Below are 21,659 nucleotides of genomic sequence, written 5' to 3'. Positions count from 1 at the left end.
ATCCTTATGCGAGGCCGAGGGCCGTGACGATCAAGTCGATCCCCTTGATGCCGACGAACGGCACGACGATGCCGCCGAGGCCGTAGACGAGAAGGTTGCGGGTAAGCAGCGCGCCGGCGCCGATGGCGCGGTACTTCACGCCCTTCAGCGACAGCGGGATCAGCGCGATGATGATCAGCGCGTTGAAGATGATGGCCGACAGGATGGCGCTCTGCGGCGTCGCCAGATGCATGATGTTGAGCGCCTGCAGCGGACCAGTGGACTGTCCGGGCGCGACGTAGAAGACCGCGAACATGGCCGGGATGATGGCGAAGTACTTGGCCACATCATTGGCGATCGAGAAGGTGGTCAGCGAACCGCGTGTCATCAGCAGCGCCTTGCCGATCTCGACGATCTCGATCAGCTTGGTCGGGTCGCTGTCGAGGTCGACCATGTTGCCGGCCTCGCGGGCGGCCACCGTGCCGGTGTTCATGGCGACGCCGACATCGGCCTGGGCGAGCGCAGGGGCGTCGTTGGTGCCGTCGCCGCACATGGCGACCAGCTTGCCCTTGGCCTGCTCCTCGCGGATCAGCGACAGCTTGTTCTCCGGCGTCGCCTGGGCGAGGAAGTCGTCGACGCCGGCTTCGGCGGCGATGGCCGCCGCGGTCAGCGGGTTGTCGCCGGTGATCATCACCGTGCGGATGCCCATCTTGCGCAGTTCCGCGAAACGCTCGCTGATCCCGCCCTTGACGATGTCCTTGAGGTGGACGACGCCGAGCAGGCGCCCGTCGCGCTCGACCGCCAGCGGCGTGCCGCCGGCCTTGGCGATCTCGTCAGCAATGGCCTGCAGATCGCGGATGGTGTCGCTGGTCGGACGTAAGCCATGAGCTGCGACGGTTGCCTGATTTACGTGAGCGAGCACCGCGTCGACCGCGCCCTTGCGCACCGACGAGCCGTCGATGTCGACACCGCTCATGCGGGTTTGCGCGGTGAAGGGCACGAAGGTCGCGTGCAAGCTCGCCATATCGCGGGCGCGGATGCCGTATTTGTCCTTGGCGAGCACGACGATCGAGCGGCCTTCCGGGGTTTCATCGGCCAGCGAGGCGAGCTGGGCAGCATCGGCCAGCTCCTGCTCGGTGACGCCCTTGACCGGACGGAATTCGGTCGCCTGCCGATTTCCGAGGGTGATGGTGCCGGTCTTGTCGAGCAGCAGCGTGTCGACGTCGCCGGCGGCCTCGACGGCGCGGCCGGACATGGCGAGCACGTTGAAGCGCACCAGGCGGTCCATGCCGGCGATGCCGATGGCCGACAGCAGGGCGCCGATCGTGGTCGGGATCAGCGTCACGAACAGAGCGACGAGGATGGTCACCGGGATATAGCCGCCCGAAAAGGAGGCGAAGCTGGGGATGGTCGCGGTCGCCAGCACGAAGATCAGCGTCATGCCGACGAGCAGGATGTTGAGCGCGATCTCGTTCGGCGTCTTCTGGCGCTCCGCGCCCTCGACCAGCGAGATCATGCGGTCGAGGAAGGTCTGGCCGGAGGCGGCGGAAATGCGCACGCGGATCCAGTCGGATAGCACCTGCGTGCCGCCGGTGACGGCCGAACGGTCGCCTCCGGATTCGCGGATGACGGGGGCGGATTCGCCGGTGATCGCCGCCTCGTTGACGGAAGCCACGCCTTCGATCACTTCGCCGTCCGAGGGGATGATGTCGCCGGCCTCGACCAGCACGATGTCGCCGACCTTCAGGCTGGTGCCCGGCACCAGCTTGAACTTGCCGCGATCGTCGCCGTTGACGAGCAGCTTGGCCTGGGTCTCGGTGCGCGCCTTGCGCAGCGAGTCGGCCTGGGCCTTGCCGCGACCTTCGGCGACGGCTTCGGCGAAGTTGGCGAACAGCACGGTGAACCACAGCCAGATGATGATCTGCAGGGTGAAGCCGAGATCGCCGCCGCCGGTGATGAGTTCCTTGACGAACAGAACGGTGGTGAGCGCCGAGACGATGGCGACGACGAACATCACCGGGTTCTTGATGAGCGTGCGCGGATCGAGTTTGCGGAAGGCGCCACCAATGGCGGGCACCAGGATGCGGGCATCCAGAATGCCCGCGGATTTGGACTGGCTCATTTCGAGGCTCCAGTATCGGTGATGTTGGACGGCGCGGGGTGCTCGGTCTTCGGGAAGAGGTGCGGAAGGGCGGAAGCCAGCAGCCACAGCACGAGCAGCACCGCTGCCATGCCGAGGAAGGTGGAGAGCGTCGGGAAAGGACGAGGCCTCTCGTCCCTTCCGTCATCGGGCTGACCGTCACCGGGTTGGTGACGGTCGTGCCGGCGTATGTGGTTGAACCAGGGCATGGTCATCTCAGAAAGTCTGCCCACGGATCATTGCCAGGTGCTCGACGATCGGCCCGACGGCGAGCGCCGGGAAGAAGGTGAGACCGCCGACGATGATGATGACGCCGACCAGCAGGCCGACGAACAGCGTGCCGTCGGTTGGAAAGGTGCCGGCCGAAGCGGGCACGGTCTTCTTGGCGGCCAGCGAGCCGGCGATGGCTAAAGCCGGGATGATGACCAGGAAGCGACCCATCAGCATGCCGATGCCGAGCGTGATGTTGTACCAGGGCGTGTTGCCGGAGAGGCCGCCGAAGGCCGAACCGTTGTTCGCGGCCGCCGAGGTATAGGCGTAAAGCACCTCGGTGAAGCCGTGCGGGCCGCCATTGGCGATCGAGGCCACGGCGCTCGGCAGGACCACGGCGATCGCCGTGAAGATCAGCATCGCCAGCGGCAGGCACAGGATGGCAAGCATCGCCATCTTGACCTCCTTGGCCTCGATCTTCTTGCCGAGGTATTCGGGTGTGCGGCCGACCATCAGGCCGGCGACGAAGACGGCGAGGACGACGAACATCAGGATGCCGTAGAAGCCGGCGCCGACGCCGCCGACGATGACCTCGCCGAGCTGCATGTTGATGAGCGGGATCATGCCGCCAAGCGCGGTGAAACTATCATGCATTGCGTTGACGGCGCCGCAGGAGGCCGCCGTGGTTATGACCGCGAACAGCGCCGAGAGCGCGATGCCGAAGCGCGTCTCCTTGCCTTCCATGTTGCCGCCGTCGATGCCAAGCGCATGGACGAGCGGGTTGCCGGCGGCCTCGGCCCAGTAGCAGACGATGACGCCGGCGAGGAACAGCACGCCCATCGAGGCCAGGATCGCCCAGCCCTGGCGCTCACTGCCGACCATGCGGCCGAAGACATTGGTGAGGGCAGCGCCAAGTGCGAAGATCGACAGCATCTGGATCAGGTTGGAGATGGCGTCCGGATTCTCGAACGGATGCGCGGCGTTGGCGTTGAAGAAGCCGCCGCCATTGGTGCCGAGCATCTTGATGGCGATCTGCGAGGCGACCGGTCCAAGCGCGATCGTCTGCTTGGCGCCTTCCAGGGTGGTGGCGTCGACATAAGGACCAAGCGTCTGCGGGATGCCCAGCCACACATAGGCGAGCGTCAACACGATGCAGAGCGGGAGCAGCACGTAGAGCATGCAGCGGGTCAGATCGACCCAGAAATTGCCGATCGATTTGCCGGAGGCGCGGGCAAAGCCGCGGATCAAGGCAATCGCGATGGCAATGCCAGTGGCGGCCGAGACGAAGTTCTGCACGGCGAGGCCGGCCATCTGCACGAGATAGGACATCGTGCTTTCGCCGCCGTAGTTCTGCCAGTTGGTATTGGTGGCGAAGCTGACGGCGGTGTTGAAGGCAAGCCCCGGCTCGACCGTGGTCATGCCCGCGGGATTGTAGGGCAGGGCGCCTTGCAGCCGCTGCAGCGCGTAAAGAACCAGGAAACCGGCAAGATTGAAGAGCAGCATGCCGGTCGCGTAGACGGCCCAGTGCTGTTCTTCCTTCTCATTCGTTCCGGCGAGGCGATAGAGGCCGCGCTCGACCGGCGCGAGCACCGGCGACAGAAAGGTACGATCACCGTCGAAGACGCGGTACATATAGCCGCCAAGCGGCTTAACGAGCGCGACGAGGATGCCGCAGTAAATGAGGATCTGTATCCAGCCATTCATAGTCATGATGAGCTCTCCGCGTGCCGGTCAGAAGCGCTCTGGGCGAATGAGCGCGTAAGTGAGATAGGCAAGCAGGAACAAGGTCACCGCGCCGCCGAGTATGTAATCGAAAAGCATGATCCGACCTTTTCGCTCAGATTCTGTCGCAGGCTTTGACGTAAGCTAAGGACAGGGCGAAGAACAAAATCCCGATCCCGAGAACAATGAGGTCCATGGCAGGCGTTCCTTTTTTCCACTTTGTGTTTGCGGCTCGCAGTGGCTGGCTCAAAACTGCACGCGGACGCACGTCACCTTAGCGGCGACGGCGATCAAAGCGTTTTTCGAAGGAAATATGGACCCGATCGCCATAAAGGTTCGAGGCGGGCCGGAGAGGAAAGATATAGGAATTTTATAGGGGTTTTGGCCCGTCGACTTTCAGTCTGGAGCGAACAACGTAGGTGAAGTTGCTGTAGTTCTTGCCTCGCGGAGGCTGGCGCCGCCCCTCATTGCCCTGCCGGGCATTTCTCCCCGTATAGGGACGGGGAGAAAGACGCCGTCATCGATGGTTTCGCCAATCGCCAGCGTTGCAGAAAGGGCGCCTAGGTTACGACTATTTCCCTTCTCCCCGTCACTACGCCGTATAGTGACGGGGAGAAGGAGGCTGGCCGCGACGCTTGCGATCCCCCTCTCCCCGTTCTTCACGGGGAGAGGGTAAGGGTGAGGGGCAGCGCCGACGGTGGCAATCGGCCTGAACAGAACTCCTCAGGCCAGCTCGACGGTGCGCTTCTCCGCGATGCTCTGCTCGGCCGCGAGCACGATGCGCAGGCTGTTGACGGCCGCATCCATCTGCTCGGTCAGGTCGAGATCCTCGCGGATGGCGCGCAGGAAGAAGGCCTGCTCGCGGTCGCAAAGCTCCTGATGGCCGGGCTCGTCCTCCATGCTGACGATCTCGTCGGGCTTCGAGAAATTCTTGTCGCCGTCGACCTGCGCATAATGGATCTTCAGCGCGTCGGTCTTGGTGTGGCGGTCGATATCGGCGGAATCGGAAACCTCCTCGGCCTCCTTGGCGCCGCTTCCCGACTGGCCGGCGACGATCGAGACGGCGCCCTTCGGGCCGACCACGTCCTTCACGAAATAAGCCGTCTCGCTCATCATCGGGCCCCAGCCGGCCTCGTACCAGCCGACCGAGCCGTCATCGAAGGTGACATGCAGGTGGCCGTAATTCTGCTTGTCGGCCTCGGCCCAGAGTTTTGCGCCAATGCCATGCACGCGCACCGGCTTGGCGCCGGTCAGCTGGCACATGACGTCGACATAGTGCACGCCGCAATCGACGATCGGGATCAGCGAGTCGATCAGGTTCTTGTGCCAATGCCAGGCGCTGCCGCTGCTCTGCTGGTTGAGGTTGAGGCGCATCACCAGCGGCTTGCCGAGCGTCTTGCCGACCTCGATGAATTTGATCCAGGACGGGTGGACGCGCAGGATGTAGCCGAGCACCAGCTTGCGGTTCTTTGCACGCGCGGCTGCCACCACTTTCTCCGCATCCTCAATGTTGGTGGCCAAGGGCTTTTCCATGAATACATGGCAGTTGGCGGCGATCGCCTTCAGCGCATATTCGGCGTGCGTGTTCGGCCAGCTGTTGATCGAGACGGCATCCGGCTTCGTCTCCTTCAGCGCCAGGTCGAAATCCTCATAGAGCGGATAGCCGGCGAGCTCCTTGGGGATCTTCTTGTTGCTCTTGATGGTGCGGCTCATGATGCCGACGATCTCGAAGCCGTCGGAGCGGTGATAGGCGCTGGCATGCGAGGCGCCCATATTGCCCAGACCAACCACCAGGATTCTCACTTTGTCGGCCATGTCAGCCTCCCCGATTCTTTGATTGAATGGTGGGCGGCGATGTGCTGCCGCCGCCCATGTGTCTAATCCAGGCAACACCTTAGGCTGGCGCTGCCCCTCATTGCCCTGCCGGGCATTTCTCCTCGTATAGTGACGGGGAGAAAGAAGCTTTCGCCGAAGGTTTCGCCAATCGCCAGCGTGGCAGATAGAGTGCCGAGATCGCGGCCATCTCCCTTCTCCCCGTCACTATACGGGGAGAAGGTGCCGGCAGGCGGATGAGGGGCGGCGCTGACCTCAATAATCCTCCAAAGCACGTGCGACTTTGCCCTCTTTCTGCACCCTCACTTCACCGCCGAGTCGAACAGGTGCGCCTTGATCTTTTCGACGTCGAGCGCCGCAAAGCCTTCTGACAGTTTCACGCCGTCGGCGTCCGCCTTGACCTTGGCTTTGTCGAAGTCGTTGGCCGCGGGGATCAGGTCGTTGGTGCAGACGTCCTCGGCCTTCACCGGCGCGGTGATCTGGCCGATCTTCAGGATCTCGTCGAAGAAGCCCTGCCAGCTCGCCATGTCATGCGAGCCCCAGCCGCCGCGCTTGTCCATGTCGCCGCGGAAGACGTTGATCTGCTGAAGGATCGAGGTGGTGCCGAGCTCAGGACCAAGGTTCTTGGCCAGAGTCGGGAACTGATCGAACACGGCTTCGACCGCCGCGCGCGGGTTCTGGTAGCCGAATTCGAGGCCCATCGCCCAGCCGCGCAGGTATTTTTCCAGAAAGGCTTTCTTGTCGGGATCCTCGAGATCGGCGGTGCGGACCACGAAGGTGTTGGCCGGCAACTTGGAGTTCTGCACGCCCAGCCAGTACTCGAAGTCGAGGCCCTTGGCGATCCACTCGGCGCGCAGGCCTTCCCAGGAGAGTGCCGCATCGCCCTGGCCGCCGGCAAGCGCGGTGCCCCAGGTCGGCCAGCCGGCCTCGACATATTTCACCTTCTTGATGTCGACGCCTTGTGCTGCAAGCAGCGGATCGGTGATCGCCTGCCAGGCGGCGGAGCCGAGCAGGATGGTCTTGCCTTCGAGGTCCTTGAGGTTCTTGGTGCCCTGGCCCTTGCGGAAGGCGATGCTGAAGGTGTCGCGCGCGCCCATATGGAAGACGGACTTCAGCTTCATGCCGTTCTGGATGGCGAAGGAGAAGACGCCGGGCGACGGGAAGCCCATGTCGGCCTGACCGACATCGACGAACTTCACGGTCGCGGTGCCGTCGGACGGGCCCGGCTGCATGTCGGTGGCGAGGTCACCGAAATAGCCGGCCTTCTTGGCCGACCAGTAGGGATAGTCGTCCAGCACCTCGAGCGTGCCGCGCGGCGAGATCCAGGTGAATTTTTCATAGGCCGCGGCCCTGGCTCTCAGGCCTGATGCGCCGAGCGCTGTGGCGGTCACCACGCCGGCCGCCGTCACCTGCAGGAAGTAGCGGCGGCTGATGCCTGCTCTTGTCGCTGTGTCGAATGAGCTTTCGTTGGTCATCGCATTCCCCTTTGTTGATTGCCCTTTATTGGTTGCTCGCCTTCGCCCGCCTCCCGGGCGGCATCATCCTTCCGCGCTTACGTCTCCCAGCTCGCCCATTTCTTGCCGATCAGGAAGAACAGCACGTAGATCAGGATGCCGAGGATCGACAGGATCAGTACCACCGCGAAGAATTGCGGCATCTGGATCATCGACGAATAGGATGTGAGCCGGTTTCCGAGGCCGAAGCCGCCGCCGACCATCTCGGCGCCGACGGCGGTGAGCAGCCCGAAGATCGCGCCGATCATCAGGCCGACCAGGATCATCGGCAGCGCCATCGGCGCGCGGATCTTCCAGAAGATCTGCAAGGTGCTTGCACCATAGGAGCGGGCGAGCGCGATCTTGGCGCTGTCGACGCGGCGGAAGCCGGTCGCGGCGTTGATCATCACCATCGGACCGGCGGCGAGCGCCACCGCGATGATGCGCGGCGTATAGCCGAAGCCGAAGCGCAAGATGAGCAGCGGCACCAGCGCCAGCATCGGCGTGGTGACGAGGATGAGGATATAAGGCGCGACGATCTTTTCGGCGAAGGGGAACTGCGTGATCACGGCCGCCATCACCAGGCCGACGATGGCGCCGATGGCGAAGCCCGAGACGAGCTCGACCAGCGTGTAGCCGAGATGCGGGGCTATCAGCGGGAACTCGTCGAATAGAGCGTAAACGATCGAGCTCGGCGGCGGCATGATGTATTGCGGGACGTGGAAGATGCGCAGCGCCAGCTCGATGCCGCCTATGATCACCACGGCGACAGCGAGGATCGCCGCCACCTCGGCGCCGGACTTGATGCCGGGACCGCTGGCGAAGGCGGAAAGATTGGTGAGGCTGACATCCTGGCCGTCGCCTGATTTGGCTCCCGACTTCGTCTTTGCGAATTCCGGAATGGCGTCGCCCCCGCTCACGGCCTGATCCTCACGATTTCAGCGCTCTTGTGTTCTGGCTGTTCCGGCCCCTTCGGCCGGCGCTCGCCGACGATGTCCATCTTGATGCGGTTGGTGAGGTCGAAGACTTCCTTGGTCGCCATGATCTCCAGCGAACGCGGCCGCTGGAACGGCACATCGTAAATCTTGGCGACACGGCCCGGCCGGGTGGTCAACACCACGACCCGGTCGGAGAGGAAGATCGCTTCCTCGATGCTGTGAGTGATGAAGACGATGGTGGTCTTGGTGTCGAGCCAGATCTCCTCGACGAGGCGGTTCATCTCCTCGCGGGTGAAGCTGTCGAGGGCGCCGAAGGGTTCGTCCATCAGAAGCACAGAGGGCTTCAGCGCCAGAGCGCGCACGATCGCGGCGCGCTGCTGCATGCCGCCGGAAAGCTCGCGCGGGAACTTGCCGCCGAAGCCGTCGAGTCCGACGCGGTTCAAGAGATGCGCGATCCAGGCGCGGTCGGGCTTCTCGCCCTTGATCTCGAAGGGGAAGTTGATGTTGGCGTCGAGGTTGCGCCAGGGCAGCAGGTTCGCTTCCTGGAAGACGATGCCGATCTCGGGCCGCGGGCCGGTGATCTCCTTGCCGTCGAGCAGGATCGCGCCGCTGGTCAGGCGGTGCAGGCCCGACATCGACCATAAGAGCGTGGTCTTGCCGCAGCCGGAAGGACCGACGATGGAGACGATCTCGTTGGCGTGCACATCAAGGCTGCAGCGGTCCAGGGCGAGGAGATCGCCGGAGGCCGTGTTGTAAACCTTGCTCGCTGCCTGCACGCCGAGCTTCGGCGTTCTTGCGCTGCCCGTATTCATGCTCCCCCTCGGAGACTGCGCGATGGGTTGCCGGAGGCCCCCATCTGTCCGCGAAATCAGTCTGTAACTATCCTACTTTACTGTCAAGCGGCGACAAAGGACTGACGCAATCAGGCTCAATCAGTTCTTATCTAAGCGTCTGATTTTTCTTCATTTTCGACCAACTTGCAGTGTGTGTTACTTTCCTACATACTCACCCCGGTTGATTGCCTATGGCCAGCGGGCGGATAATCGCAAATATGGTGGGTCCAGAAGCGGGCAGGGAAGGACTGGCCAATGACCGAAACTGACAGCCAGGCGTTGCGAATTCCGGACGAGGATGACGACCGGCACGACCATGTCAGGCGCATCCCGGACATCATTTCGCAGGTGAAGGACAGCTACGCCGAGCTGCGCCCGGCCGAGCGCCGCGTCGCCGATGTCGTGCTCGACGACGTCAAATATGCCGTCGACGCTTCCAACGCCGCGCTTGCCCAGCGCGCCGGGGTCAGCGAGCCGACAGTGACCCGCTTCTGCCGCGCCATCGGCTGCGAGGGCGTTCGCGACTTCAAGCTGAAGCTGGCGCAGAGCCTGGTCGTCGGCGCGCTCTATCTCAGCACCAAGCCCCGACCCGCGAACAGCGACAGCGGCATGCCGTTCTGGAGTGCTGTGTTCGGCGAGGCGCGGCGCGCGCTGCAGGAGGCCGAACGGCAGATCGACCCCGGGCAGCTGCAGAAGGCGGCGGAACTGATCGCCAAGGCGCGGCAGGTGACGGTGTTCGGGCTCGGCGGCAGCTCATCGGCGCTGGCGCAGGAGACGCAATACCGCCTGTTCCGCTATGGCATCACGATCAGCGCACAATGCGATCCGTATCTGATGCGCATGACCGCTTCGACGCTGAAGCCAGGCGATCTTGTGATTGCGATCTCGGCAACTGGCCGTACCCGGGAATTGATCGAGGCGGTGGAGCTTGCCAAGCACTACCGCGCCGATGCGATCTGCGTGACGGCGCCGGACACAGAGCTGACGCGCGTCTGCGATGTCCGGCTGACCATGGCGGTTCCCGAATATCCCGATACGCTGAAGCCGACCGCTTCACGCTACGCCTTTCTGGCGGCCATCGACCTTCTTGCGGTGGCGACCGCATATAGGATCGACGGCCCGGCGCGCGAGACGGTGCGTCGCATCAAGTACAACGCCCAGATCCATCGGACAGGGAAGGAGATGGAGCCATTGGGCGATTGAGGCAGGTTCTTCCTTCTCCCCTTGTGGGAGAAGGTGGATCGGCGCGATAGCGCCGAGACGGATGAGGGGTGTTCCAGCGGAGTGAGACGCTGGCTTTCCCTGGAGCACCCCTCATCCGTCGCCTTCGGCGACACCTTCTCCCACAAGGGGAGAAGGGAAGGCCGGGCCGCCGGCTTCGATAAGGAATTCGAACTAAAAAAGGGAACGAAGAAGAATGCTCGACATCGCACCATCGCAACAGGCGGCAACCTGGCTCGGCTCCTTCGGGCGGGCGCTCGAGGCGGGCGACATCGAGGCGGCGGCCAACCTTTTCGTCGAGGATTGCTACTGGCGCGATCTGCTCACCTTCACATGGAACATAAAAACCATGGAGGGCCAGGCAGCGGTCCGCGAGATGCTGAAGGCGACGCTGCCCTTGGCACAGCCGTCCCATTGGCGTCTGTCCGGGGAGGCGAGCGTCGACGACGGCATCGTCGAAGCCTGGCTCAGCTTCGAGACGGCCGTGGCGCGCGGCGAGGGTATCCTGCGCCTCAAGGACGGCCGCTGCCGGACGCTGTTCACGGCGATGAGCGAGCTCAAGGGTTTCGAGGAGCGGAAAGGTCCGGGCCGGCCGCTCGGCATCCGCCACAAGGCCGACCCGGACCGCGAAACCTGGGTGGAAGCCAGGGCCCGCGAGACGCGCGACCTCGGCGTGCACGAGCAGCCCTATTGCCTGGTGATCGGCGGCGGTCAGGGCGGCATCATGCTGGGGGCGCGGCTGCGGCAGTTCGGCGTTCCAACCGTCATCATCGAGAAGAACGCGCGCGCCGGCGATTCCTGGCGCAACCGCTACCGCTCGCTCGTGCTGCACGATCCGGTCTGGTACGACCATCTGCCTTACATCCCGTTCCCGGAGAACTGGCCGGTCTTCACGCCCAAGGACAAGATGGGCGACTGGCTGGAAATGTATGCGCGCGTCATGGAGCTGAACTATTGGGTCGCCACCAAATGCATCAGCGCCGCCTATGACGAGGCGGAAAAGGTTTGGACGGTGGTGGTCGACCGGGTCGGCCAGCGCATCACGCTGAGGCCCAAGCACATCGTCTTTGCCACCGGCGCCTACGGGCCGCCGCGGCAGATCGCGCTGCCGGGCGCCGATGCCTTCAAGGGCGAGCTCCTGCATTCCAGCCAGTATTCCACCGGCGAGAGATTCCGCGGCAAACGCGTCGCGGTGATAGGTGCTGCAAGCTCGGGCCATGATGTCAGCGTCGATCTCTGGGAGGCGGGCGCCAAGGTCACCATGGTGCAGCGCTCGCCGACGACGGTGGTGAAGTCCGACACGCTGATGGAGGTCGGCTTCGAGATCTTTTCCGAGAAGGCGCTGGCGCGCGGCATCACCACCGACAAGGCCGACATGATCGTAGCCTCGACGCCGTTCGCGTTGGTGCCCAAGGGCCAGCGGGCTCTCTACGATGTCATCCGCGAGCGCGACGCGGATTTCTACAAGAGGCTCAGCGACAGCGGCTTCGCCATCGATTTCGGCGAGGACGAGACAGGGCTCTTGATGAAGGCTTACCGCACGGGCTCGGGCTACTACATCGATGTCGGCGCCTGCGAACTGATCCTGAACGGCGAGATCGCGGTGAAGAGCGGCGTCGGCGTCAAGTCGCTGACAGCGAACGGCATTCTCTTCGAGGACGGCGCCGAATTGGATGTCGACGCGATCGTCTGCTGCACCGGCTACCAGTCGATGAACGAGACGGTGGCGGCGATCGTCTCGCGCGAAGTCGCCGACGAGGTCGGTCCGTGCTGGGGGCTCGGCTCCGGCGTGAAGGGCGACCCGGGTCCGTGGCAGGGCGAACTGCGCAACATGTGGAAGCCGACCGCGCAGGAAGCGCTGTGGTTCCACGGCGGCAACCTCGCGCTGTCGCGCTTCTACTCGAAGTTCGTGGCGCTGCAGCTCAAGGCGCGGATGGAGGGGATTGCCACGCCGGTTTACGGCGAGCCGAGCAACGCGAGACGGTGAAGCTGCCGATCTCCCCCCTTGAGGGGGAGATGGCCGGCAGGCCAGAGGGGGTCGGTCCGACTGGGCTCGCCCTTCTGCGCCGGACGAGGGTTGGCGCTTCACGCGCGGCGACCCCCTCTGTCGCCTTCGGCGACATCTCCCCCTCGAGGGGGGAGATCACCCGCGCCTAAAATGCCCCGCCGCAACCTCGACATGCGTGTGGTGCGCATGCGCCTCGAAGCGCTCGGTCTCATCGTGGTTCGCGGCCTCGTTCGGCCACCATTTGCCGCCGATGACGATACCGTTGGAGACCAGCCGCCGATCCGCGACCAGTGCGGCGCCGACCGCATCGACGAAGGTGAAGCGTCCGGGCAGCAATTTGAGCACCGCGACATCGCCGATGCCGCCAACCTTAAGCATGCCGAGCTCGCGCCTCGCGATCGCCTCAGCCGGGCGCTGCGTCGCCGCGCGCAGCACCTCGACCAGCGGCATGCCGAGCGCCATGAGCTTCGACATGCAGACGAGGATATCGAAGGCGGGGCCGTCGACGCAGTAGAGATGCACGTCGCTCGAGATGACGTCCGGCGCCAGGCCCTCGGCGAGCATGGCCTTCGCGACGTCGAAGTCGAAGGAGCCCATGCCGTGGCCGATGTCGAAGATGACGCCGCGCTCGCGCGCCAGCCGCATATCCGGCCGCACCGCGCCGGACGCGAAGACCGGTGCGTTGGGAAATGGCCGAAAACAGTGGGTGAGGACGTCGCCGCGGCGTAGCCTGGGCAGCACTTCCGAGCGGCCGGGCGGCGGCTCGTCGATATGCGCCATCAGCGGCAGGCCGACCTTGTCGGCGGCTTCGAGCGCGAGGTCGACCGGCGCGATGCCGCTGGTGCCGCCGGCATGTTTGCCGGAACGAACCTTTACGCCGACGACGATATCGGCGTGCTCGCGCACCGCCGCCACCGTTTCGCGCGGCTCGCAGAGCCTGAGGTCGCTGCATTCGCCGACCGACACGGTCTTGGCGAAGCCGAATATGCCGGCGAAGGAGATGTTGACGTAAGCGAGGATACGGACCTTCGCGCGCTCGATGACATGGCGACGAAAGCCGAGGAAATTGCCGGCGCCGGCGCTGCCGGCGTCGATGAAGGTGGTGGTGCCGCTCTTGGCGGCGAGCCTGTCGGCGTCGACGCCGAGCGAGGTGCCGCCCCAATAGACGTGGCTGTGCAGGTCGACGAGGCCCGGCGTGACGATGCAGTCCCTCGCGTCGACGATCTCAGCGGCGGCCTCGGCATCGATGGCGGCGTCGATCGCGGCGATGCGGCCATCGGCGATGGCGACGTCGCGCGGCGCATCCAACCCGGAGGTCGGGTCGATCACACGGCCGCCCTTGATCAGCAGATCGAACTGCATCGGCGCCTCCCTTGTTCGTTTGGTCGCGATCAAACCGGCCGGTAGGCGACCGCTTCGATCTCGATCTTGATGTCGATCATCAGGCGGGATTCGACGGTTGTGCGAGCCGGCGGGTCATTCGGGAAATGCTTTGCATAGATCGTATTGAAGCTGCCGAAGTCGCGGGCGTCCTCGAGCCAGACGGTGGTCTTGACCACATCGTCCATGGTGCAGCCGGCCAGCGCCAGCGCCGCCTTGACGTTCTGCAGCACCTGCTCGGCCTGCTCGGCGATGCCGCCCTTGACCACCAGCCCGTCGCTGCCCACCGGCACCTGGCCGGAGACATAGACGAAATCGCCGGCACGCACGGCGGGCGAGAGCGGGACATGCGATTTTCCAAAGCACTGCTTGGGCAAGTGAGCCTCCTGATTGTCGACTTGATGGGACGGTTCTTATAGCCGTCTACGCCTGTCGGCGTGATCCTCATAGAGCTCTTGTTGGAAAGCAACATTTTTCGAAAATCAATGTTGCTTTATTACAGAAGCCTGAGCATCCTGCGCCTCGAAGCCGGGCCGGCAACTCGTGGCCGCCTGCAGATACAAGAGAGAGGGGATCCGATGATCTTCGACAAGAATCCGTTTCCGGAAGGCGATGCCGACCGCCATGTGCTGTGGGAAATGCTGGTGCGGCGAGACATCGATGCCTTCCTCGGCCAGGACTGGTCGATGGTCGAGGACGACTTCATCGCCGAAGGCTTCTTCGGCATGCATGCGCATTTCCTTGCCAATGCCGATGCCTGGCGGCTGCAGTTCCCGAGGCTGGAGGTCTATCGCGACGAATGGCTGCGGCAGGCCAAGGAAACCGCGGCGACGACATTCGCCGAGCCGCTGCGCGAAGCGCTGTTCCGCATCACCAACATGCGCGACATCGACGTCGACGGCGATCGCGCGGTGCTGCACAAGAAGTTCGATGGTTCCGTCGCCAAGGCCGACGGCGGCGTCGACCGCCTCAAATGGCAGACGCTCTATTTCTGCCGCAAGGTCGGCGGCCGCTGGAAGATCGCCGGTTTCGTCGGTTATATGCCGCATCCGCTGGGAAGCTAGAGGGTCTGTCGATATTCAGGTGATGCCGGCCTGCGAATGGCGGCTTCCTGCGCTTCCGGTGCTCACGTACTTGAAGTACGCTCCGCTCCGGCCTTCGCCGGCCGAAGCCCTCATAAGTGTCTCCGCTCTATGAAGGCTACGGCCGGCGTAGGCCCACCATTCTCGGCTCGGCCTGACCTGAATCTCAACAGACCCAAGAGCGCGACCACTTTGAGAGCTGAGGGGCTCGAAGAGGCAGTCTAAGACAGGCGCGGCAACCGCTCGTCGGGCGAGCGATGGTCGAAGACGACGCCCATGGTCTTACCAACGGCAGCCATGACGATCAGTTCGATAAGATGGTCGTCGCTGTCCTCGCAAGCTGGGCCGGATCGGCGGATGGTGTCGAGCATTGCGCGGGTCGAGATGGTGTCGCCGGCGCGAAATTTCGAAAGCGCAGAGGAAACAAGATCTTGCACCGTCGGGTCCGTGACGGGCACTTCCGAAGCGACGCTCATTAGCCTCCTCCTGCCATGAACCCTCTCCAAAAGGATGATACGCCAATGGTGGGATTGCGCCAGCAAAATGGTGGTCCGACCAGAGCGATTGGCGACAGCCTGCCGCCATTTGCCCCTTAAAAGCGCGTCGCGCTGAAACGGATTCAGGCGACGCGCTTTAAGTCTTTGTTTTTATGCATGTCGTTTTCGCAAAACCGCTGCGCATTTTTGCGCGACATGCATTAAAGCACGTCACGCTGAAACGGGCTCAGGCGACGCGCTTTAAATCCTTGTACTACGCATGTCGTTTTCCCAAGACCGCTGCGCACTTTTGCACGACAAGCGTTAGATGTGGAACATCGTGCCGACGGCGAAGACCCATACTCGACGCACCGCGCACCGGTTGCTAAGCCCGCTCCCGCGCAGGGAGACTAGTCGAGTCGAGAGATGACGGTTGCAATCGAGATGGGGCAGACGACGGCAGGCGCGTCGGCGGCCCTCGACCTTGAGGAACTGCTGGCGACCCGCCTGCTGGTGCAGGGCAATTCGGGCTCGGGCAAGTCGCATCTATTGCGCCGGCTGCTCGAACAGAGCGCGCCCTGGGTGCAGCAGACAATCATCGACCCCGAAGGCGACTTCGTCTCGCTCGGCGAACGCTACGGCCATCTGGTGATCGATGCCGAGGAGCACACCGAGCGGGGCCTGCAGGCGGCCGGCGAGCGGGCGCGCATCCACCGCGTCTCGACGGTGCTCAATCTCGAGGGACTCGACGCCGAGAACCAGATGCGGCGCGCCGCCGCCTTCCTCGGCGGCCTGTTCGAGGTCGCGCGCGACCATTGGTACCCGATGCTGGTGGTGGTGGACGAGGCGCAGCTCTTCGCGCCGGCCGCCGCCGGCGAGGTTTCGGACGAGGCGCGCAAGCTTTCGCTGGGCGCCATGACCAATCTGATGTGCCGCGGCCGCAAGCGCGGGCTTGCCGGCATCATCGCCACGCAGCGGCTGGCCAAGCTCGCCAAGAACGTCGCGGCGGAAGCCTCCAACTTCCTTATGGGCCGGACTTTCCTCGACATCGACATGGCGCGCGCGGCCGACCTGCTCGGCATGGAGCGCCGGCAGGCGGAAGCGTTTCGCGACCTGGAGCGGGGGCATTTCATGGCGCTCGGGCCCGCATTGTCGCGCCGCCCGCTAAGCCTGCGGATCGGATCGACGGAAACGAGCCCACGCAACGGCACGCCGCGGCTGATGCCGCTGCCGGAAGCGGCGCTCGAGGATGCGCGTTCGATCATCCTGGCGGCGCCGCCGCCGGAGACGGTGCGGCCGCAGCGCCGGCCCTCGCCCGATCTCCTCGATCAATTGATGGCGGCCAAGGCCGCACCACTGGACATCCGCCCGGAGCCGGCAGAGCCGCAGCCGAGCGCCGAGGATCTCGCCGAGCGGCGCGAGCGGATGGACCGCATCCTGCGCGCCATCCTGGCCGAGCCCGACGCGGGATTCCGCGTCATCGGCGTGCTCTATCAGGAGTTCGTCGTCCGCTGCCGCATCGAGGGGCTCGCTTCGGTCGTGCCCGACCTTTCGGAGTTCCGTCGCATGCTGACGCGCGCCCGCGCCGGTGTCGGTTCCGACATGGCGGAGGATGACGCGTGGCGGGACGTTTCGGTGCGCGCCTCGCTGCTGCCTGAGGACATGCAGGGCGTGTTCATGATGATCGCGAGGGCGGCAAAGGAAGGCCGGCCCTGCCCGAGCGACTCGGCGATAGCGCGGGCCTATGGCTCGCATTCGTTGCGCCGTGCGCGGCGGCTGCTCGACTATATCGAGGAGCAAGGCCTCATCGTCTGCCAGATCGACGGAGCCGGCCGCCGCACGGTGACGCTGGTGGAACTCGCCTGGGCGACGGCGCCGGGCGATCCGAATGCCGAAGAGCAGGAGCAGGGCAGCTCGGCCGCCTGATGGACCTGCCAGTAGCGGATGCCGGACAGATGCGTTGACTGCCCCAATACTTTGGCTCAAACGCCCGCGATCGCCAGAAGCCAGGCCAGGATATCGAGCAACAGAAAGAGCAGCGCTATCTGCAACGCCATACGGAGCCGCTGGATAATTCGCCAGTTGCCGGCCATGTCCGCCTTGATGCGAAGGGCGAGCGCGCGATGCATGGCCGACATCGTTGCCAGCCTGTCGCCATCGACATATTGATTGAGCAGCTCCTCCGGATCGAAGCGGAATGCGTATTGGTGGTAGGGCCAAAGCATGAAGACGATCAGCCCGCCGATGCCGAACAGGAGAGCCACCGCGGTCCAGTCCCACAGCCCAAGCCCGTTGGAAAGGGCCGCACCGCCGAGCAGCGAGTTTGCGAATGCGGTGGCAAAGATAAGGCTGCCGGCGCGAGTATTCATGTTCTCCACGACGGTCTGCTGGTGAGTGAGACCTCTCACGGCCTCCTGATAGATGAACGCAAGACGAGGATCGTCGTCGGCAAGATCGCTTGCGACGGTTCTTTCGGTTTCTCCTGCACTCGAACGTTTGGCCATCGGGCTTCTCCCATGGGATAGGGACGGTTCAAATCCCTTGAGCCAAAAAGCGCCGCTTCCGCGCTTCCGCCTACCGGTCCTCGATGATCCTCAAATACGCTGCGGTCACGAACAGCACGATGAAACCGAAAAGGATGCGGCGACCGCCTTCCGGCATATGCAGGATGGTGAGCAGCGTCGTCAGCACGGTCAGGATCAGCGCGCCGATGATTGTTCCCATATAGCCGCCGCGGCCGCCGAAGATCGAGGTGCCGCCGATGACGGCCGCCGCCACCGAAGGCAGCACCAGCGGCTCGGCGAGCGACAGCGACGGCGCCTTGATCAAGCCGATATAGAGCAGGCCGGTGATGCCGGCGAGCAGGCTGGAGATGACGTAGAGCGCGGTGATCACCTGCCAGTAGCGGACGCCGGACAAACGTGCGGCGCGTTCATTGTCGCCGACGGCGTAGAGCAGGCGGCCGAAGCCGGTGCGGTTGAGGGTGAAGACGATCAGTACCGCCACCGGCACGAACAGGAAGAGCGCGTTGGGAAAGCCGTAGGTGAGGCCGGTGCCCAGCCAGTTGAGGAAATCCGGGATCCTGGCGCCGGAGGCGATGACGGTGCGCTGGTAGACCTGCAGGAAGCCGGTGCCGATCAGGCTGGTGCCCAGCGTCATGATCAGCGGATGGACGCGGAAGACGCCGACGCCGATGCCGTTGACGAGGCCGATCAGCACCGCCGGCAGCATGGCCAGCAGAAAGGCTACCGTCGGATCCTGATTGACGATCTGCGTTGCCATGATGAAGGCGCTCATCGTCGCCACCGTGCCGACCGAGAGGTCGATGCCGCCGGTGAGCATCGTCATGGTCTGGCAACCGGCGAGGATCGCCAGCGGAATGGCGAACTTCGCCGTGTTGGCGATCCAGCGCTCGTTGACGATGCCGGGGCGCAGGACCTGCAGGATCGCCACCAGGATGACGAGCAGGATGATCAGCGGAATGAGCGGCCGGTCCGCCATGAAGCGCTTCAGGCGGCGGCCGAACGAGACAGGCTGGGGCATGGTCGCGCTGCTCGTCATGGCGTTGCTCCTGCCGGGCGGCCCCGGATGGTGATGAAGGCGCCGAACATCACCACGGCGACCATGATTGCGCCCTCGATGATGGCGGTGACGTTGGGGTCGATGGCGAGAAGCGTCAGGTCTGTGCGCACCAGCCTGAGCACGAAGACGGCGATGATCGGCCCGAGCAGCCCGCCCTTGCCGCCGCCGAGCGCGACGCCGCCAAGCACCACCGCCGCGACGCTGGCGAGCAGATAGGGGCCGGGGATCGGCGCGCCGATGCCGGTGCTGATGGTGAGCGACAGCCCGCCAAGTGCCGCGAACAGGCCGGAGAGCGCGTAGGCGACGATCCTGGTGCGCGCCACCGGCACGCCGCTGCGGAAGGCGGCAAGCTCGTCGCTGCCGATGGCGTAGATGGAGAGGCCAAGCCGCGAGCTTCTCAGCGGAATCCATATGGCGAAGAGGCAGACCACGAGCAGCACCAGCGCCTTCGGAACCCAGGCATCGGCCCAATCCGGCAGGCCGGCGATCGGCATGATGCCGACGACACTTGCCTTCAGCCACTCGGCGGCGGCGCCGCCGGGCGCATCGAGCACCAGAAGCGCCGCGCCCTGCAGCACGAACAGCGTGGCCAAGGTGACCACGATATCCGGCACGCGGGTGACGACGATGAGGAGGCCGTTGAGCGCGCCGAGCACTAGCCCCATAGCCAGCACGAAGGGCACGACGAAAAACGCATATTCCTCGCTGGCGCCGTTCATCATCGAGGCGGCGGTAACGCTTGTCAGCGCCATCATGGCGGCGACCGAGAGATCGATGCCGCCCGCGATGACGACGACGGTCTGCGCAGCCACTGCAAAAGCGTAGGGCAAAACTGCCCGCGCGAGCGAGCCGAAGTCGCCGCTGCCATAACCCGGCTGGATCAGCTTGGTGATGACGAACAGGAAGATGAGCAGGGCGAGCAGGCCGGCGACCCAGCCCTGGCGGCGCAGGAAACGGGTCATGACGCGGCCTCCGCATCGGGGGTGGGCCTGACATCGGCAAGGATGCCGACATCCTCCCTGGCGCCGCGCGGCAGGCCGTAGGCAGCCCGCATCAGCGCCGGCTCGTCGGCAAGCTCGACCGGGAAAGTGTCGACGACACGGCCGCCGAAGATGACGATGACGCGGTCGCAGACACGCTGCACCTCCTCCAGCTCGGATGTGTAGAACAGCACCGATTTGCCGAGGCCGGCGAGCTCGCGCAGCAATTTGTAGATTTCCTGCTTGGTGCCGACATCGATGCCGCGCGTCGGGTCGAAGCAGAGGATGGTGCGGGCGTCCGCCGCGATCCAGCGGGCGATGGTCACCTTCTGCTGGTTGCCGCCGGAAAGGCGCTGCACTTCGCCCTGCGCGCGGGTATCGATCTGCAGCCTGGCAATGGCGCTGGAAACCACCATGCGTTCCCGCTGCACCCGGATAGGCCCCCATTTGCGCAGTGCCGCGCTGAAGGGCAGCGCGATGTTCTCGCGCACCGAGCGCTGCATGGCTAAAGCCTCGGTGCGGTCGCCAGGCACGTAAGCGATGCCAGCTTGAATCGCGTCGCTCGGATGCGAGAACTTCACCGGCGCGCCGTCGACGGCAATCGTGCCGCCGGCCGGCCGGATCGAGCCGGCAAGGGCGGCGAAGAGCTCGTCCTGGCCCTGGCCCTCGAGCGCGACGACGCCAGCCACCTCGCCATTGGCGAGATCGAAGGAGACGTCGTGCAGCTTGGTGCCGAGCTGCAGGTTGCGCACCGATAGCCGCGGATGGCTGTCTTGTGCGGCGGAGCCCTGGCTTGCCACGCGCGCAGCTGCGACGCTGGTCTTCTCGATGCGGGCGCCAAGCATCATCTCGACGATCTTTTCCTCGATGCCGGGCTCGATATCGACGACGCCGACGGTGGCGCCGTCGCGCAGCACCGTAGCGCGGTCGCACAGCGCCGAGATCTCGACGAAACGGTGCGAGATGAAGATCACCGAGCGGCCGCTGTCGCCCTGGCGACGCACGACCTCGAGCACTTTTTCGGCGAGGTTGGCCGGAAGCGCCGCCGTCATCTCGTCGAGCAGCAGCACATCGGGCTCGACGGCGAGCGCGCGCGCCAGGTCGAGCACGCGCAAAATAGCCAGCGGAATGTCGCGCGCGGTCTCGCGTATATCGAGGTTCGGAATGCCGAGCTCGCGGACCCAGGCGCGGAAAGGCTCGACCGGGGTGCCGGTGAGCCTGAGATTGGAAAGCACGTCAAGATCGGGGATCAGCGCCGGCTCCTGGTAGACCGGCAGCAAGCCCGCGCGGCGCGCGGCCGCCGGCGAACGCACGTCACGGGCCTCGCCGCGGATCAGGACGCGGCCGGCATCCGCGGGGATGGCGCCGGTCAGGATCTTCACCAGCGTCGACTTGCCCGCGCCATTGGCGCCCATCAGCGCATGGACCTCGCCCGGCAGCACCGACAGCGATGCGTTGCGCAGTGCCGCCACCGCGCCGTAATTCTTGGCGACGCCGGTGGCGTCGAGGAGGGGGTTGGTGGTCAAATTGTGCGGTTCTCGATCATTGGCTCAAATCATCTAGCGCTGGCGCTGCCCCTCACCTGCCTGCCGGCATCCTCTCCCCGTATAGTGACGGGGAGAGGGCGCTGTCATCGGCGGATTTCGCCAGTCACCATCCTAGCAAGAATGGTGCCGGCGTGGCGACCAGCCCCTTCTCCCCGTCACTCTACGGGGAGAAGTGCCCGGCAGGGCGATGAGGGGCGGCGCCGACTTCGACAATTGGCCGTCTCCGCACAAATTG

Annotated in this window: 19 protein-coding genes; 4 read left to right on the top strand and 15 right to left on the bottom strand. The window is 64.7% G+C overall.

All coding sequences use genetic code 11. From position 1 onward, the window contains the following. Positions 1-4: 4 nt before the first annotated feature. The 8 genes from kdpB to ABID26_RS23730 form a co-directional block, all read right to left on the bottom strand. Positions 5-2,101, bottom strand: coding sequence for a potassium-transporting ATPase subunit KdpB (gene kdpB / locus ABID26_RS23765; RefSeq protein WP_292303244.1), 2,097 nt, complete (start codon positions 2,099-2,101; stop codon positions 5-7). After that, positions 2,098-2,352, bottom strand: coding sequence for a hypothetical protein (locus ABID26_RS23760; RefSeq protein ID WP_292303245.1), 255 nt, complete (start codon positions 2,350-2,352; stop codon positions 2,098-2,100). Before ABID26_RS23760 ends, kdpB begins: the two co-directional genes overlap by 4 nt. Beyond that, a complete protein-coding gene (gene kdpA / locus ABID26_RS23755; protein WP_292303246.1) occupies positions 2,336-4,039 on the bottom strand; it encodes a potassium-transporting ATPase subunit KdpA in 1,704 nt (567 codons plus the stop codon). The genes ABID26_RS23760 and kdpA overlap by 17 nt, the downstream gene beginning before the upstream one ends. 21 nt (positions 4,040-4,060) lie before the next feature. Then, positions 4,061-4,150 carry a K(+)-transporting ATPase subunit F gene (locus tag ABID26_RS23750; protein ID WP_036257910.1) on the bottom strand — a complete coding sequence of 30 codons (90 nt, stop codon included), beginning with the start codon at positions 4,148-4,150 and terminating at the stop codon, positions 4,061-4,063. Between the two features lie 624 nt (positions 4,151-4,774). After that, positions 4,775-5,866 carry a Gfo/Idh/MocA family protein gene (locus tag ABID26_RS23745; protein ID WP_126097925.1) on the bottom strand — a complete coding sequence of 364 codons (1,092 nt, stop codon included), beginning with the start codon at positions 5,864-5,866 and terminating at the stop codon, positions 4,775-4,777. A gap of 320 nt (positions 5,867-6,186) precedes the next feature. Beyond that, entirely contained in the window at positions 6,187-7,359 is a 1,173-nt protein-coding gene (locus ABID26_RS23740) for an ABC transporter substrate-binding protein (RefSeq protein WP_126097926.1), read from the bottom strand. Between the two features lie 77 nt (positions 7,360-7,436). Beyond that, positions 7,437-8,297, bottom strand: a complete 861-nt coding sequence (locus tag ABID26_RS23735; protein ID WP_126097927.1) for an ABC transporter permease — start codon at positions 8,295-8,297, stop codon at positions 7,437-7,439. After that, on the bottom strand, positions 8,294-9,127 hold the full coding sequence (locus ABID26_RS23730) for an ABC transporter ATP-binding protein (protein WP_126097928.1): 834 nt from the start codon (positions 9,125-9,127) through the stop codon (positions 8,294-8,296). Before ABID26_RS23730 ends, ABID26_RS23735 begins: the two co-directional genes overlap by 4 nt. Before the next feature lie 276 nt (positions 9,128-9,403). Between ABID26_RS23730 and ABID26_RS23725 the strand changes: the two genes are divergently transcribed. Then, on the top strand, positions 9,404-10,351 hold the full coding sequence (locus ABID26_RS23725; protein WP_292304900.1) for a MurR/RpiR family transcriptional regulator: 948 nt from the start codon (positions 9,404-9,406) through the stop codon (positions 10,349-10,351). Positions 10,352-10,565: 214 nt separating this feature from the next. After that, entirely contained in the window at positions 10,566-12,356 is a 1,791-nt protein-coding gene (locus ABID26_RS23720) for an NAD(P)/FAD-dependent oxidoreductase (protein ID WP_292305012.1), read from the top strand. A 156-nt stretch (positions 12,357-12,512) separates the two neighbouring features. Here the strand turns inward: ABID26_RS23720 and ABID26_RS23715 are convergent, their stop codons facing one another. Together ABID26_RS23715 and ABID26_RS23710 are read right to left on the bottom strand one after the other, a co-directional pair. After that, positions 12,513-13,739, bottom strand: a complete 1,227-nt coding sequence (locus ABID26_RS23715; protein WP_292302559.1) for an amidohydrolase/deacetylase family metallohydrolase — start codon at positions 13,737-13,739, stop codon at positions 12,513-12,515. Positions 13,740-13,768: 29 nt separating this feature from the next. After that, a complete protein-coding gene (locus ABID26_RS23710) occupies positions 13,769-14,134 on the bottom strand; it encodes a RidA family protein (protein ID WP_292302560.1) in 366 nt (121 codons plus the stop codon). Positions 14,135-14,335: 201 nt separating this feature from the next. Between ABID26_RS23710 and ABID26_RS23705 the strand changes: the two genes are divergently transcribed. Beyond that, entirely contained in the window at positions 14,336-14,821 is a 486-nt protein-coding gene (locus tag ABID26_RS23705; RefSeq protein ID WP_292302561.1) for a hypothetical protein, read from the top strand. Positions 14,822-15,060: 239 nt separating this feature from the next. On the opposite strand, the gene ABID26_RS23700 is transcribed toward ABID26_RS23705, so the two are convergent. Further along, complete coding sequence (locus tag ABID26_RS23700; RefSeq protein ID WP_292342772.1) at positions 15,061-15,315, bottom strand: hypothetical protein; 255 nt, start codon at positions 15,313-15,315, stop codon at positions 15,061-15,063. A gap of 426 nt (positions 15,316-15,741) precedes the next feature. Between ABID26_RS23700 and ABID26_RS23695 the strand changes: the two genes are divergently transcribed. Continuing rightward, positions 15,742-17,241, top strand: coding sequence for a helicase HerA domain-containing protein (locus tag ABID26_RS23695; RefSeq protein WP_292342771.1), 1,500 nt, complete (start codon positions 15,742-15,744; stop codon positions 17,239-17,241). 56 nt (positions 17,242-17,297) lie between these two features. Here ABID26_RS23695 and ABID26_RS23690 read toward each other — a convergent pair whose 3' ends face one another. From ABID26_RS23690 to ABID26_RS23675, 4 genes are all read right to left on the bottom strand, one after another. Continuing rightward, positions 17,298-17,819: a hypothetical protein gene (locus tag ABID26_RS23690; RefSeq protein WP_292304624.1), complete on the bottom strand. Its 522-nt coding sequence runs from the start codon at positions 17,817-17,819 to the stop codon at positions 17,298-17,300. Between the two features lie 70 nt (positions 17,820-17,889). Continuing rightward, positions 17,890-18,876 (bottom strand): ABC transporter permease, encoded by a 987-nt coding sequence (locus ABID26_RS23685; protein ID WP_292304623.1) that lies wholly within the window; start codon positions 18,874-18,876, stop codon positions 17,890-17,892. Further along, the gene (locus tag ABID26_RS23680) at positions 18,873-19,859 is read right to left on the bottom strand and encodes an ABC transporter permease (protein ID WP_126097936.1); all 987 of its coding nucleotides are present in this window, start codon (positions 19,857-19,859) and stop codon (positions 18,873-18,875) included. Before ABID26_RS23680 ends, ABID26_RS23685 begins: the two co-directional genes overlap by 4 nt. Next, complete coding sequence (locus tag ABID26_RS23675) at positions 19,856-21,403, bottom strand: sugar ABC transporter ATP-binding protein (protein ID WP_292304622.1); 1,548 nt, start codon at positions 21,401-21,403, stop codon at positions 19,856-19,858. Before ABID26_RS23675 ends, ABID26_RS23680 begins: the two co-directional genes overlap by 4 nt. Positions 21,404-21,659: the final 256 nt, after the last annotated feature.

This window comes from Mesorhizobium shonense (assembly GCF_040545255.1).
Classification (GTDB): domain Bacteria; phylum Pseudomonadota; class Alphaproteobacteria; order Rhizobiales; family Rhizobiaceae; genus Mesorhizobium; species Mesorhizobium shonense.
Note: the sequence above shows the minus strand (reverse complement) of the source record. Positions and strands in the feature narration are given on the sequence as shown.